Below are 14036 nucleotides of genomic sequence, written 5' to 3'. Positions count from 1 at the left end.
ACAAAACGCGACGCTTCGGCGAAGGCGCATGCGTTGAAGACCGGCGCTTCGGCTCAGGCTGACGGCGGCGATGGGGGTAAGCGCGTGCCCACCCCTAGCCCCTCCCGCTTGCGGGAGGGGGATGACGACGGCCCCATCCGCAAGTGCATCCTTTCCGGCGAACGCGACGAGCGGCCGCACCTCGTGAGACTCGCGCTGTCTCCCGACGGCCAGATCTTCCCCGACGTACGCGCCAAGGCCCCCGGCCGTGGTGCGTGGATCGGTGTCACCCGCGTCGAGCTTGAAACCGCGATCAAGAAGGGCAAGCTGAAGGGCGCGCTGGCTCGCGGGTTCAAGACCGGCGAGTTTACGATCCCCGCAGAGCTTCCCGCGATGATCGAGGCCGCGCTGGAGCGTAATGCGCTCGACCGGCTCGGTCTCGAATCGCGCTCGGGTACCGTTCTCATCGGTTCCGATCGGATCGAGCAGAATGCGCGACAGGGAAAGCTAAAGACGCTGTACCACGCGTCCGACGCTGCCGAGGACGGCAACCGCAAGCTCGATCAGGCCTGGCGCATCGGCAACGATGAAGAAGGCTCGGGTTTGCGGGGGTTTGTACTCCCGGTGCCACGCACCATATTGGCGTTGGCGCTGGGACGGGAAAATGTGGTACACATTGGCCTGACAGACCGCGCTGCAGCGAAGCGGGTGAGCGAAGCGCTTGACCGGTGGCTGCATTTTATCGGCCCCGAATCTTCTTCCGTGCCTTGCGAAACGGCCTCGCAGGGCGCATCGGCGTCACAAATTAAAGGGGCGTCCGGGTCGACCGGACAACGCCCGGCCGTGGAAATGACTGAGGAATTTGAGTGAGCGACACGGACAACGAGAAGCCGAAACTTGGCATGCGCGCACCCTTGGGTGTGAAGCGCACGGTCGAGACCGGCCAGGTGAAGCAGAGCTTCAGCCACGGCCGATCGAATACGGTGATCGTGGAAACCAAGCGTGCGCGCGTGCTGCGCCGTCCGGGCGATCCCGACGGCCCGGTCGCGGATGCCACGCCGGTTGCCGCGCCCGCGCCGGCTGCGCCCGCAGCACCGGCCCCGCAGGCGCGCGCACCGCAGCCTGCCCCTGCCCCCGTGCGTCAGCAGCAGAGCAATCTGTCGCCGCAGGAGCGTCAGGCAAAGCTGCTGCGCGAGGCGGAAGAGCAGCGCATGAACACGCTCGAAGAAGGGCGTCGTCGCCAGGAGGCCGAGCGTAACAAGGCCGTCGAGGACGAGCGTAACCGCGTCGCCGATCGCGCCCGCGCCGAGGCAGAGGCCAAGGCTACTCCTGCGCCCAAGCCGGTCGAGGCGCCTGCGCCCGCACCTGCACCGGTCGTCGAAGCGGCTCCCGCTCCTGTCGCCGCACCGACGCCTTCGCCGGCACCGGTCGAGGCGCCCGTTGCCGCGGCCCCTGCCCCGGCCCCGGTCGTTGCACCCCCGGTCGTTGCACCAAAGCCTGCGCCTGTCGCAGCGGCTCCTGCCCCGGCGCCCAAGCCTGCGCCCGCACCTGTTGCGCCGCCGGCACCGCCGCCCGTTCTCGAACTGACCCGCGATCCCGCGTTCCCGGCCCCGCGCCGGTTCTCGCCGGTGGCGCGTCCCGAGCGTCCGCCGCCGCCGCCGAAGCCTGTTGCAGCACCCGCTGCCGCAGCGCCGGCGACGACGGGCAACGCCGGCACGACCGCCGCGCGTCCCGGCGCGACTGGGGCGAACGCCCCCGTTGGTGGCATCCGTCGCGACGCTGTCCCGGCGCGTCCGCAGCAGCGTGACCGCAAGGGCGACGATCGTCGTACCTCGGGCAAGCTGACCGTCAACCGCGCGCTCGGCGATGGTGACGGCGCCCGCGCCCGTTCGCTCGCCGCCCTGAAGCGTGCGCGCGAGAAGGAGCGTCGTGGCACCGGTGGTCCGCGCGAGCCGCAGGCCAAGCAGGTCCGCGACGTGGTCGTCCCCGAGGCGATCACCGTGCAGGAACTCGCCAACCGCATGGCCGAGAAGGGTGCCGACCTGGTCAAGGCGCTGTTCAAGATGGGCATGCCCGTCACGATGACGCAGACGATCGACCAGGATACCGCCGAGTTGCTCGTCACCGAGTTCGGCCACAATCTGACGCGCGTCAGCGATGTCGACCAGGATCTGGCCAACGACACGATCGACGATGCCGAGGAGACGCTGAAGCCGCGCGCTCCGGTCGTCACGATCATGGGTCACGTCGATCACGGCAAGACGTCGTTGCTCGATGCCCTGCGCGGCACCGACGTGGTGCGCGGCGAAGCGGGTGGCATCACCCAGCATATCGGCGCGTATCAGGTCACGCTGAAGGACAAGTCGAAGATCACCTTCCTCGACACGCCGGGCCATGAGGCGTTCACGCAGATGCGTGCGCGCGGCGCGGACGTCACCGACATCGTCATCCTGGTGGTGGCGGCGGACGACGGCCTGATGCCGCAGACGGTTGAGGCGATCGCCCACACCAAGGCGGCTGGCGTTCCGATGATCGTCGCGATCAACAAGATCGACAAGGAAGGCGCCAATGCCCAGAAAGTGCGCGAGCGCCTGCTGAGCGAGGAGATCGTGGTCGAGGACATGGGCGGCGACGTCCAGGACGTCGAAGTCTCCGCGACCAAGAAGATCGGTCTCGATACGTTGATCGAGAAGATCCAGCTCCAGGCCGAACTGCTCGAACTGCGCGCCAATCCGGATCGCGCAGCCGAGGGTACGGTGATCGAGGCCAAGCTCGACAAGGGTCGCGGCCCGGTCGCGACGATCCTCGTCAACCGCGGTACGCTGCGGGTCGGCGACATCTTCGTGGTCGGCGGCGAGAGCGGCAAGGTCCGTGCGCTGGTCGACGACAAGGGCAAGCAGATCAAGGAAGCCGGTCCGGCGATGCCGGTCGAGGTCCTCGGTTTGTCGGGCGTGCCGTCGGCGGGTGATCCGTTCCAGGTGGTCGAGAACGAGGCACGCGCCCGCGAAGTCGCGGAATATCGTCGCAGCGTGAAGACCGACAAGCGGACCGCGTCGGTTCCCGCCAGCCTCGAGAGCATGTTCTCGGCGCTGAAGGACAAGCAGGCGATCGAATATCCGCTGGTCGTGAAGGCGGATACGCAAGGGACGGTCGAGGCGATCGTCGGGGCGATCAACAAGATCTCCACCGACCTGATCAAGGCGCGTGTGCTGAGCTCGGGTGTCGGTGGCATCACCGAGTCGGACGTCACGTTGGCGGCGGCATCCGGTGCACCGATCATCGGCTTCAACGTTCGCCCGAACGCCAAGGCACGCGAGATTGCCGAGCGCCAGAAGGTCGCGTTCAAATACTACGACGTGATCTACGATCTGATCGACGAGATCCGGGCGGGGATGGCCGGCGAGCTTGGGCCGGAAGCGTTCGAGACGGTGGTCGGTCGTGCCGATATCCGCGAGGTCTTCTCGGCGGGTAAGCACGGCAAGGCGGCGGGTCTGCTCGTTACCGAAGGCAATATTCGCAAGGCGCTCAAGGCGCGCATCACGCGCAACGACGTCATCATCTACCAGGGTGAAATCGCATCGCTGCGTCGCTTCAAGGATGATGTCGCCGAGGTCCGTGCGGGTCTGGAGTGCGGCGTGACGTTCACGTCGAACTTCGTCGACATCAAGGCCGGCGACGTCCTCGAGACGTTCGAAGTCGAGATGCGCGAACGCACGCTGTAATACTGCTCCCCCTCCCGCTCGCGGGAGGGGGTCGGGGGGTGGGCACCCGCCATCCACGGTGCAAGACGCCGAGGCCGGGAGCCCACCCCCGGCCCCTCCCGCTGGCGGGAGGGGAGATATTATGAAGACCGATACCCCAGAAATCAAAGCCGTCCGCGCATTACGCGTCGGCGAACAGGCGCGTCATGCCCTGTCGGACATCCTCGCGCGCGGCGACGTGCACGATCCGGTGCTCGAAAAGCACCTCGTGACGATCACCGAGGTCCGCATGTCCCCCGACCTCCGCCACGCGACCGTCTTCGTGAAGCCATTGCTCGGCAAGGACGAGGAAAAGGTGCTGAAGGCGCTCAGGACGAACACCGCCTACCTCCAGCGCGAAGTCGCGACCCGGGTGCAGACGCGCTATGCCGCCAAGCTGAAGTTCCTGGCGGACGAAAGCTTCGACGAGGGCACGCACATCGATACGCTGCTGCGCGATCCGCATATCGCGCGGGATTTGAGCGAAGATTGATCGAAGCCTCCCCCGTTCGTGCTGAGTAGAGACCGAGTAGGCTCAAAGATCTGTATCGAGGGCCAGTATCGAAGCACAGGTTCCCCGCGCCAACCCAGCCTTCGATACGCCGCTTCGACAAGCTCAGCAGCTACTCAGGACGAACGGGGGTGGGAATGGGTCTGGACATAGACCGAGGTTCCCGCTCTTTGCCCTCATGGCCAAGCTGTATTTCTACTACGCGTCGATGAACGCGGGGAAGTCGACGAACCTGTTGCAGGCGGACTTCAATTACCGCGAGCGGGGCATGCGGACGATGCTGTTTACGGCGGCGATCGACGACCGGTTCGCGGCGGGGACGATCACCTCGCGAATCGGGTTGGAGGCGCCGGCGATCGCGTTCGATTCGGCGACGGATATCGGGGCTTGCGTGGTCCGGCAGCATGGCGAGGACGCGATCTCGTGCGTGCTGGTGGATGAGGCGCAGTTTCTGACGGCCGCGCAGGTCGATCAGTTGGCGCATATCTGTGACGTGGTCGGGATACCGGTTCTCGCCTACGGGTTGCGGACCGATTTTCAGGGAGCGTTGTTTCCGGGGTCGGCGCGGTTGCTGGCGATCGCCGACTCGCTGGTCGAGATCAAGTCGGTCTGCGGGTGCGGGCGGAAAGCGACGATGAACCTGCGGGTCGATGCCAGCGGGCGGGCAATCGCCGAGGGGCAGCAGACCGAGATTGGTGGGAACGACCGGTATGTTGCGCTGTGCCGGCGGCATTTTGTCGAGGCTTTGGGGTAGCGTCCCCTCCCCCGTCATCCTGACGAAAGTCAGGATGACGGACCGTGTGGGGTGCGCTCCCGCCTTACCCCAAACTCTAGGACACAACGCATGCATGGCTGGATCATTCTCGACAAGCCGCTGGGGCTGGGATCGACGCAGGGCGTGTCGGCGGTGAAGCGGGCTTTGCGGTCCGGCGGCTATGGCAAGTTCAAGGTGGGCCATGGCGGCACGCTCGATCCGCTCGCCACCGGCGTCTTACCGATTGCGGTCGGGGAAGCGACAAAGCTCGCAGGGCGGATGCTCGATAGCGACAAGATCTATGACTTCACGGTGATGTTCGGGGTTCAGACGGACACGCTCGACGCGGAGGGCGTGGCGATCGCCACGTCGGACGTGCGGCCGACGTTAGAGGCGGTCGAGGCGGTATTGGCTCAGTTTACAGGCCCGATTTCGCAGGTGCCGCCGGCCTATTCGGCGCTGAAGGTGGATGGGGAGCGGGCGTATGATCTCGCTCGGGCCGGGCATGAGGTGGTGCTCGCTAGCCGGGATGTGACGATTCACGCACTGCAATCCTCCCCCGCCAGGGGGAGGTGGCAGCCGGAGGCTGACGGAGGGGGCGGACACGCAACCGACGTTCCTCTGCCCTCCCCCTCCGTCACGGCTCCGCCGCGCCACCTCCCCCTGGCGGGGGAGGATTTGAAGGAGGTCACGCTCACCGCGTACGTCTCGAAGGGCACCTATATCCGCAGCCTCGCGCGCGACATCGCGATCGCCCTCGGCACCGTCGGCCACGTCACCATGCTGCGCCGCACCAAGGCGGGTCCGTTCGACCTGACATCCGCGATATCGCTGGACAAACTGGACGAACTCGCTAAGGCCTCCGCGCTTGAAGATGTACTTCTGCCCTTGAGGGTGGCGCTGGACGACATCCCGGCTCTCTCCCTCACCCCCGACCAGGCAGGGGCGCTCCGACAGGGGCGTATCTTGGCCGGGATCGCCGCAGACGATGGCCAATACTTCGCCGAGCTGGACGCTGTCCCGGTCGCGCTGGTCGAGGTCGAGGACGGAGACGTCCGGGTCGTTCGCGGTTTCAACTTGTGATGTCGAGGATACGAATTTCATGACGATTACCGCAGAACGCAAGACCGAGCTCGTCAAGGAGCATTCGCGCGCCGAGGGCGATACCGGTTCGCCGGAAGTCCAGGTCTCGATCCTGACCGAGCGCATCAAGAACCTGACCGAGCATTTCAAGACCCACAAGAAGGACAACCACTCGCGTCGTGGCCTTCTCATGATGGTCAACAAGCGCCGGACGCTGCTGGATTATCTCCGTCACAAGGACGGCCAGCGCTACCTGGATCTGATCGCGAAGCTCGGTCTTCGCAAGTAATCTCAAGGGGCGGCCGAAAGGTCGCCCCTTTTGGCATTCCGGCAGAACTATTCTACACTGGCGGCGCGCGCGACACGCAGCGTACCCCAACGGGACCCCGGCCTTCTCCGGGAAGGAATTAAGGGAAAGGCAATTCGGCCGATCCCTTTGGGAGCGACAACTCGCTCCGTACCGCCGCGGGCCGGCTTAGCCCGCACATAGGCCCCGTTCGCATCTGGCGAGCGGAGTGAAGGAAAAAGAATGTTCGATACCAAGACCGTAAGCGCCCAGTGGGGCGGCAAGACGCTGACGCTCGAGACCGGCCGCGTGGCCCGTCAGGCCAATGGCGCCGTCCTCGCCACGCTCGGCGAAACCGTCGTTCTGTGCGCCGTCACGGCTGCACGGACCGTCAATGAAGGGCAGGATTTCTTCCCGCTCACCGTCCATTACCAGGAGAAGTTCTCCGCAAGCGGCCGCATCCCCGGCGGCTTCTTCAAGCGTGAGCGCGGCGCGACCGAAAAGGAGACGCTGACCAGCCGTCTCATCGATCGCCCGATCCGTCCCCTGTTTCCAGAGGGTTTCTACAACGAGATCAACGTGATCTGCCAGGTTCTGTCGTATGACGGCGAGAACGAGCCGGACATCCTCGCGATGGTCGCGGCGTCGGCGGCGCTGACGATCTCGGGCGTGCCGTTCATGGGCCCGATCGGCGCAGCGCGCGTCGGGTATGTCGATGGCGCGTACATTCTCAACCCGACGCTCGACGAAGCCAAGGCGGGTGACCTCGACCTCGTCGTCGCCGCCACTGGCCAGGCCGTGATGATGGTCGAATCGGAAGCCAAGGAGCTTTCGGAAGAGATCATGCTCGGTGCCGTGCAGTTCGCGCACAAGGCCTGCCGCGAAGCCGCCAACCTGATCATCGATCTGGCCGAGATGGCTGCAAAGGATCCGTGGGAAATGGCCGAGCAGGCTGATCTCTCGACCGCCAAGGACAAGCTGAAGAAGCTGATCGGCAAGGACATCGCGGCTGCCTACAAGGTGACCGACAAGTCCAAGCGTTCGGACCTGCTGAACGCCGCACGCGCCAAGGGCAAGACCGCCTTTGCCGATGCGACCCCGCAGGACCAGATGGCTGCCGGCAAGCTGATGAAGAAGCTGGAGGCGGAGATCGTCCGCGGCGCCATCCTCAAGGACGGCACCCGCATCGACGGCCGCACCACCACGCAGATCCGTCCGATCGAGGCGATGGTCCACTTCCTCCCGCGGACGCATGGCTCGGCGCTGTTCACGCGCGGCGAGACGCAGTCGATCTGCACCACCACGCTCGGCACGCGCGACGCAGAGCAGATGATCGACGGCCTGAACGGGCTTTCGTACGAAAACTTCATGCTCCACTACAACTTCCCGCCCTACTCGGTCGGTGAAGTCGGTCGCTTCGGTGCGCCGGGTCGTCGCGAAGTCGGCCACGGCAAGCTCGCCTGGCGCGCGCTGCACCCGGTGCTGCCGTCGAAGGAAGAGTTCCCGTACACGATCCGCGTTCTGTCGGACATCACGGAGAGCAACGGCTCGTCGTCGATGGCGACGGTCTGCGGCGGTTCGCTGTCGATGATGGATGCCGGCGTTCCGCTCAAGCGTCCGGTGTCGGGCATCGCAATGGGCCTGATCCTCGAGGGCAAGAACTTCGCGGTTCTGTCGGACATCCTGGGCGACGAGGATCACCTCGGCGACATGGACTTCAAGGTGGCTGGCACGTCCGAGGGCATCACCACGATGCAGATGGACATCAAGATCGCCGGCATCACCGAAGAGATCATGGGCAAGGCACTGGCACAGGCCAAGGAAGGCCGCGCGCACATCCTCGGCGAAATGGCCAAGGCGCTCGACCACACGCGTGAGGAGCTGTCGGCACACGCACCGCGTATCGAGACCTTCACGATCGAGAAGTCGAAGATCCGTGAAGTCATCGGCACCGGCGGCAAGGTGATCCGCGAGATCGTCGCGCAGACCGGCGCCAAGGTCGACATCGACGACGAGGGCGTGATCAAGGTGTCGTCGTCCGACCCCGCGCAGATCGAAGCTGCGATCAAGTGGATCAAGGGCCTCGTCGAGGAAGCCGAAGTCGGCAAGGTCTATGACGGCAAGGTCGTCAACCTGGTGGACTTCGGTGCGTTCGTGAACTTCATGGGTGGCAAGGACGGTCTCGTCCACGTGTCCGAAATCAAGAACGAGCGCGTCGAGAAGGTCTCGGACGCCCTGAGCGAAGGCCAGGAAGTCAAGGTCAAGGTCCTCGAGATCGATCCGCGCGGCAAGGTTCGCCTGTCGATGCGCGTCGTCGACCAGACGACCGGCGAAGAGCTGGAGGACACGCGTCCTGCCCGCGAGCCGCGCGAAGGCGGTGACCGTGGTCCGCGTCCGCCGCGTCGTGATGGCGATGGTGGTCGTGATGGCGGCGGCGGTGGCGGTCGTGGTCCGCGCGGCGAAGGCGGCGGCGGTGACCGTGGTCCCCGTGGTCCGCGTCGCGACGGCGATGGCGGCCGTGACGCAGGCGGCAACGGCGGTGGCCGCGGCCCGCGTCGTGACGGCGGTGGCCAGGGTGGCGAGCGCGCTCCCCGCGCCGAGCGTTCGGAGGGTGACAAGCCCGCTGAGTTCGCGCCGGCGTTCCTGACGGGCGATCGCGACTAAGCCTTTGCCTAACTGGTAAATGATGAGGGGCTCGGGAAACCGGGCCCCTTTTTCGTGTGACGCTGGGTCTGCCCGATTTGGCGGAGCAAACGCGCGTGTTTCGGGAACGGACGTCGGTGTCGTCTGTTCGAACCGCTATGCATGCCATCCCCAAGTCCGTTGTTCTCGTTGTCGATGACGATCCGCTCGTTCGCGTCCACTCACTCTTCGCGCTCGAAGATGCCGGGTATGAGGTGGTGGAAGCGGGCAATGCGGCCGATGCGCTCGCCTGCCTCGAAGAGCGTCCGGACATCGGCGCGCTGTTTACCGATATCCGGATGCCGGGTTCGCTCGACGGGGTTGGCCTGGCCAACGTCGTTCACGAACGGCGACCGGATATCGCAATCCTCGTGACGTCGGGTTTGGAAGACGGCGCCGATCGAGCGCTCCCGGCGACCGCAAACTTCGTGCGCAAACCCTATACCGGCGCGCAAATCAGTCGCTTGCTTGCACCCGACGATGAGCCCGTCGGGGTGGCTAAGCAGGCTGATCTGCGGCCGCGATCGCCTCGTGCAGGGTCAATGAGCGCTCCTTAACCTTTAGCTTACGCCCCTTGGATAGGGTGGCGTGAGACGAAGGGTGAGGCGTAGTGGCGCGAAGCGATCTTGAGACTGTAACGGCTACCCCTACCGGCGATCGGGACCGCCAGCCGATATGGGCCGTGATCGGCAAGTTGTGCGTGGCGCTGGTGGTATTTGGCAGCGTGTTCGGGGGGTGGCTGTTCGTCGTGCAGTCGCGTGCCGAGATGCCCGACGCCGCGGCGCGGCTTCCCGGCGGCGGCAGCACCGATCGTTGCGCGATATGGTTCATCGGCAGTTCGTCGATCCACAAATGGCGGACGTTGGGCGCGGACATGATGCCGTGGAACGCGCGCAACCGCGGCGTCAACGGCGCCAGGATGCCCGAGTTGCTCCAGATGCTGCGCAACGAACCACGTTGGTCTCGGCCACGCGCCATCGTTTATTACGCTGGCGAGAACGATATCGCGAAGGGCGCGACCGCCGCCGACGACATCGTCAATTTACGCGCGTTCTTGGCGTTCAGGATGCGGCGCTGGGGGGATGTCCCGGTCATCGTCGTGGCGTTGAAGCCGTCCCCGACCCGCTGGGGCAACCTGCCCGAACAGACGCTGTTCAACACCGCGGCCCGCACGATCGCGGCACAAACACAGGGGGTGACGTTCGTCGATGTCGTTCCCTCCTTCCTGGTCGCCCACCGTCCGGGGCCTTTCTATGTCGATGACGGCATTCACCTCAATGCAGCCGGATATGCGCGAATGACGCGGGCGATCCGGCCCGCGTTGCAGTCGGTCCTCCGACGTGGCGACCCGACCGCCTGTTCGCACCGCGCGCCACTGGCATGACCTTTTCGACGCGTCATCCAGCATGAACCCCGGCGTCGCCAGTACCAGGATCGAAGGCCTGTCGGTGTGGCGTGCGATCCTGATGCTTGGTGGCGTCGTGCTGCACAGCGCGATGGGGCTGGAACATCTACCCGTGTTTGCCGCTATCCCGTTGATATCCCATGCGTTTCGAATGGGCAGCTTCATGCTGATCTCGGGACTGCTGTGCGGCTACGCGCTGCGCCGACGATCGCCCCGGGCGTGGCTGAGCCGGCGCAGTATCCAGATCGGCGTACCGTTGTTGTTCGGCTTGCTGGTGATCTGCCCGCTGATCGGCTGGATGATCGGCGACCTCGCCGATCGGACGCATGGGCCGTTTACGCTGGCGCACGACTGGTATCATCTCTGGTTCCTGGTTGCGCTGCTCGCCTATGCGCCGATGAGCTATGCGTTTCATCTTCTCGATCGGCATCATGACGTGATCGGGTTTCTCGAACGCAAACTCGCGGACAACCGCGGACCCGGCGGTTCGGCGCAGACCGTGTTGTTGCTTGCGTCCGCGTTCGCCTGCTGTGTGCTCATGATAATCACGCGTCAGGTCCTGACGGGACACGCACCGATAGAGTACGCGTCGGCCTTGTCGCATGTTCAGCTGATGCTCGGCTATGCCCCCTTCTACCTTCTCGGCTTTCTGCTCGCACGGTCACCGGTACTGTACCGTGCCATGACCGGGTCGATCCGCACCCCGATGATCATCCTGGCTGCGGTCGGCGGACTCTATGCGGGCTGGTTCGGTGGCGTGAGCGCGATGCTCGATCCCATCGGGCGGGCGGTCGTCGGCGACATGATCGAACTCGTCGGCATGTCGCTGTGCCCGCCCGCCGCCTCGGTCCTGATCCTCCGATCCGCGGTCGCGATCCGAACGGTGCCGCCGATCGTAAGCCGGCTCGCGGATGCGTCCTTCACGATCTACATCCTCCATTTTCCGATCATCATCGCGGCGAAACTGGCCTTGCTGCAGGTCGCGTGGCCCCCCTATGCAGAGTTCCTCACGGCGATCGTCGTCGGATCCGTAGTATCTTATGCTGTGCACGTACTTTTGGTCGCAAGATATCCAGTCATATCGTTCATCTTCAACGGCAAGCTACCAGACTCGGCGCAGCCAAATAGTATCGCACCTGCTTAGTCTTTCGACACGTCTTGCTGGACGACGCTATTAAGCGCATCCTTCTCGCTACGAACATCGACTCGCGGGGGCGGCAGGATGGGGACGGTGGCTTTGGCACCGGAACATAGAGGTAGCACGCTTGCCAGCGAGCGGCGGTTCTTCCTGGTCATGGCGATAACAATCGCTGCTACCATAGTGTTCGGTTTCACGCTGAACGCGGCGCGGATGCAGTGGAACTTCGTGGAATCACCGAGGCAAGTCCATCTGCATGCGGCGGCCTTCTTGGCGTGGATTGTTCTTTACGTCCTCCAGAACTGGCTGATCGTGCGGGGTTCGGTCACGCTCCATCGGCAGTTGGGCATGCTGGGGGCCGGCCTTGCGCCCGTGATGGTCGCGCTGGGCATCGTGACGACCGTCACGGCGATCGAGCAGCACCGCGTGCCGCCGTTCTTCCCGCCGGGCGTTTTCCTGGTACTCGACGTACTGGGGGCAATCGGGTTCGGCGTACTGACGGCGTTGGCGATCGCGCTCCGGAGGCAGGCGGCATGGCATAAGCGGCTGATGTTGTGCGGGACGATCCTGGTCATGTCGCCGGCGTTGGGGCGGATCCTGCCGATGCCGCTGCTCGGCCGGTACGCGCCGCTCGCGGTGTTCGCGTCGATGGCGGTGTTCGCGTCGATGGCGGCCTACGTCGTGGCGGGCATGATCTTCGACCTGCGATCACGGGGCCGCGTGCATCCGGCCTATTATTGGGGTGGCGCGGTGCTGGTCGTGACGAACCTGCTGGTGGGCCCGCTCGGCTTCAGCCCGCCGGTTTTGCGGCTCGTCGCACGCTTGGCTGCGTGATTGGGCCGACCTTATGGGGATAGTGGGGAGCTTCTGTTGCTCGGTGCTCCCCGTACCGCCGGTTTCCACTTCTGTTGCCCGGTGTGGCCCGAACCGCGCTTTCGTCCGTATAACTTAGGTCGTTAGACCGTCAGTTATGCGGCAATTGCGAGTGCTTCGTTATCGTTGGCACTTGTGTATGGGCCGTTGCGGTGGTCCCATTCCGAGCGAAACATAGCGTCGTTGAACACACGTCGATCCTAGTTCGACCCCGTCATCGTCCCCCTCTTGCGAAGAGGGCGGTGGTGGAGTCGCCGGGTACTGCCCCCGGGTCCGCTGTGTCTATGACACGCCACGGTTTATCGCCATAGCCGCCAACAGAAGATTCCCCCGACGGCACACCCGATATAGGCGACGTGCGGCGCGATGAAAAGGCCGACCCCGGCGGCTTTTTTATTGCGAAATCTGAGGGACGAAGCACGCAACGTGCCAAACCGCCTTCCACTCGCCACAAAGCACGTGCATAGCGATCTGCATTATGTTGACGCAGCGCTCCCGCTACGCGCTCCGCGCGATGATATTCCTTGGCGGCGCCCCCGCCGGTGGCCCACCGATCCCGATGACGCGGATTGCCGCCGAAGCGAACGTGCCCCGCAAGTTCCTCGAGCTGATCCTCGCTGACCTGCGCGAGTCCGGACTGCTCCACAGCCATCGCGGCAAGATGGGCGGGTATCGCCTGTCGCGCCCAAGCCACCTGATCTCGCTCGGCGAAGTCATCCGGGTGATCGAGGGACCGCTCGCGCTGGTGCCGTGCGTGAGCCGGACCGCGTACCGCCCCTGCCCCGACTGCAAGAGCGAAGCCGACTGCGCGATCCGCCACGCGATGATGCGGGTTCGCGACGAGACTGCGCGGATCCTTGATGGGACGAGCCTGGCGGATGCGAATGCCGAGGACCTGGTCGCGGCGTGAACCTTTCCTTCTCCCCGCCGGGGAGAAGGTGGCGCGGTAGCGTCGGATGAGGGGGAGTTGGGATGCGGTCCCGAGCCTCATGCCCCTCACCCTTCCGCGCTTCGCGCTCCCTCCCTCCCTCCGCAGAGGAGAGGGACACAAGCATTACCGCTTCTTCAGCTCGTCGCGGATTTCGCGAAGTAGCGCAATCTCGACCGGCTCCGGCGCGGGGGCGACCGCGACGGTCGCCTTCTCGCGCTCCAGCATCGCCGCAGCGCGGTTCACAACGCGCAGGAGCATGAAGATGATGAATGCGACGATCACGAAATTCACCAGCTGCGTCGCGAACGCGCCATAGCCGAGCAGCGGCACCCCCGCCTTCTTCAGCGCGGCGTAATCGCTGAGCGAGCCTGCATAACCCGCCGGCACCGACCCCATCCGCCAGAAATAGCTCGAGAAATCGAGACCGCCGAAGAGCTTGCCGATGATCGGCATCAGCACGTCGTCGGTCAGCGACGTGACGATCTTGCCGAACGCCGCGCCGATGATCACCGCGATCGCCAGGTCGAGCACGTTGCCGCGCATGATGAACGTCTTGAATTCCTTGAGCACGGCAGCCCCCCTCTGTTGCCCGGGCGACGCTAACCACCGATTTCGGTTTCGCCAACCCTCTCGACTGTCCTATGAGGGTGACAC

At 65.0% G+C, this 14036-nt stretch carries 13 protein-coding genes and 1 other RNA gene; 12 read left to right on the top strand and 2 right to left on the bottom strand.

Going from position 1 to position 14036, the window contains the following annotated elements:
* The first annotated feature begins 84 nt into the window (after window positions 1–84).
* From EQZ23_RS09120 to EQZ23_RS09070, 11 genes are all read left to right on the top strand, one after another.
* Window positions 85–849 carry a DUF448 domain-containing protein gene (locus EQZ23_RS09120; protein WP_240663538.1) on the top strand — a complete coding sequence of 255 codons (765 nt, stop codon included), beginning with the start codon at window positions 85–87 and terminating at the stop codon, window positions 847–849.
* Window positions 846–3701 (top strand): translation initiation factor IF-2, encoded by a 2856-nt coding sequence (gene infB / locus EQZ23_RS09115; RefSeq protein ID WP_128454125.1) that lies wholly within the window; start codon window positions 846–848, stop codon window positions 3699–3701. The genes EQZ23_RS09120 and infB overlap by 4 nt, the downstream gene beginning before the upstream one ends.
* Window positions 3702–3819: 118 nt before the next feature.
* Window positions 3820–4212, top strand: coding sequence for a 30S ribosome-binding factor RbfA (gene rbfA, locus EQZ23_RS09110; RefSeq protein ID WP_206364240.1), 393 nt, complete (start codon window positions 3820–3822; stop codon window positions 4210–4212).
* Window positions 4213–4408: 196 nt separating this feature from the next.
* The gene (locus tag EQZ23_RS09105) at window positions 4409–4984 is read left to right on the top strand and encodes a thymidine kinase (RefSeq protein WP_128454123.1); all 576 of its coding nucleotides are present in this window, start codon (window positions 4409–4411) and stop codon (window positions 4982–4984) included.
* Window positions 4985–5074: 90 nt separating this feature from the next.
* Window positions 5075–6067 (top strand): tRNA pseudouridine(55) synthase TruB, encoded by a 993-nt coding sequence (gene truB, locus EQZ23_RS09100; RefSeq protein ID WP_128454122.1) that lies wholly within the window; start codon window positions 5075–5077, stop codon window positions 6065–6067.
* A gap of 19 nt (window positions 6068–6086) precedes the next feature.
* Window positions 6087–6356 carry a 30S ribosomal protein S15 gene (gene rpsO / locus EQZ23_RS09095; protein ID WP_128454121.1) on the top strand — a complete coding sequence of 90 codons (270 nt, stop codon included), beginning with the start codon at window positions 6087–6089 and terminating at the stop codon, window positions 6354–6356.
* Between the two features lie 240 nt (window positions 6357–6596).
* Window positions 6597–9017: a polyribonucleotide nucleotidyltransferase gene (gene pnp, locus EQZ23_RS09090; RefSeq protein ID WP_128454120.1), complete on the top strand. Its 2421-nt coding sequence runs from the start codon at window positions 6597–6599 to the stop codon at window positions 9015–9017.
* A 137-nt stretch (window positions 9018–9154) separates the two neighbouring features.
* Window positions 9155–9592: a response regulator gene (locus EQZ23_RS09085; RefSeq protein WP_128454119.1), complete on the top strand. Its 438-nt coding sequence runs from the start codon at window positions 9155–9157 to the stop codon at window positions 9590–9592.
* 125 nt (window positions 9593–9717) lie between these two features.
* The gene (locus tag EQZ23_RS09080; RefSeq protein WP_128454118.1) at window positions 9718–10419 is read left to right on the top strand and encodes a GDSL-type esterase/lipase family protein; all 702 of its coding nucleotides are present in this window, start codon (window positions 9718–9720) and stop codon (window positions 10417–10419) included.
* A 22-nt stretch (window positions 10420–10441) separates the two neighbouring features.
* A complete protein-coding gene (locus EQZ23_RS09075; RefSeq protein WP_128454117.1) occupies window positions 10442–11584 on the top strand; it encodes an acyltransferase family protein in 1143 nt (380 codons plus the stop codon).
* An 87-nt stretch (window positions 11585–11671) separates the two neighbouring features.
* Entirely contained in the window at window positions 11672–12412 is a 741-nt protein-coding gene (locus EQZ23_RS09070; protein WP_128454116.1) for a hypothetical protein, read from the top strand.
* 60 nt (window positions 12413–12472) lie between these two features.
* Here the strand turns inward: EQZ23_RS09070 and ssrA are convergent.
* Window positions 12473–12828: a transfer-messenger RNA gene (gene ssrA / locus EQZ23_RS09065) on the bottom strand.
* Between the two features lie 101 nt (window positions 12829–12929).
* On the opposite strand from ssrA, the gene EQZ23_RS09060 reads away from it, so the two are divergent.
* Window positions 12930–13361, top strand: coding sequence for an Rrf2 family transcriptional regulator (locus EQZ23_RS09060; protein ID WP_128454115.1), 432 nt, complete (start codon window positions 12930–12932; stop codon window positions 13359–13361).
* A gap of 144 nt (window positions 13362–13505) precedes the next feature.
* On the opposite strand, the gene mscL is transcribed toward EQZ23_RS09060, so the two are convergent.
* Window positions 13506–13952 carry a large conductance mechanosensitive channel protein MscL gene (gene mscL, locus EQZ23_RS09055; protein WP_128454114.1) on the bottom strand — a complete coding sequence of 149 codons (447 nt, stop codon included), beginning with the start codon at window positions 13950–13952 and terminating at the stop codon, window positions 13506–13508.
* Window positions 13953–14036: the final 84 nt, after the last annotated feature.

This window comes from Sphingomonas sp. UV9 (assembly GCF_004101245.1).
GTDB lineage: Bacteria > Pseudomonadota > Alphaproteobacteria > Sphingomonadales > Sphingomonadaceae > Sphingomonas.
Note: the sequence above shows the minus strand (reverse complement) of the source record. Positions and strands in the feature narration are given on the sequence as shown.

What these genes read in the sequence shown, in the direction of transcription:
- EQZ23_RS09105 (WP_128454123.1), top strand. Translation starts at nt 4,409, where the DNA reads ATGGCCAAGCTGTATTTCTACTACGCGTCGATGAACGCGGGGAAGTCG.
- truB (WP_128454122.1), top strand. Translation starts at nt 5,075, where the DNA reads ATGCATGGCTGGATCATTCTCGACAAGCCGCTGGGGCTGGGATCGACG.
- rpsO (WP_128454121.1), top strand. Translation starts at nt 6,087, where the DNA reads ATGACGATTACCGCAGAACGCAAGACCGAGCTCGTCAAGGAGCATTCG.
- pnp (WP_128454120.1), top strand. Translation starts at nt 6,597, where the DNA reads ATGTTCGATACCAAGACCGTAAGCGCCCAGTGGGGCGGCAAGACGCTG.
- EQZ23_RS09085 (WP_128454119.1), top strand. Translation starts at nt 9,155, where the DNA reads ATGCATGCCATCCCCAAGTCCGTTGTTCTCGTTGTCGATGACGATCCG.
- EQZ23_RS09075 (WP_128454117.1), top strand. Translation starts at nt 10,442, where the DNA reads ATGAACCCCGGCGTCGCCAGTACCAGGATCGAAGGCCTGTCGGTGTGG.
- EQZ23_RS09060 (WP_128454115.1), top strand. Translation starts at nt 12,930, where the DNA reads ATGTTGACGCAGCGCTCCCGCTACGCGCTCCGCGCGATGATATTCCTT.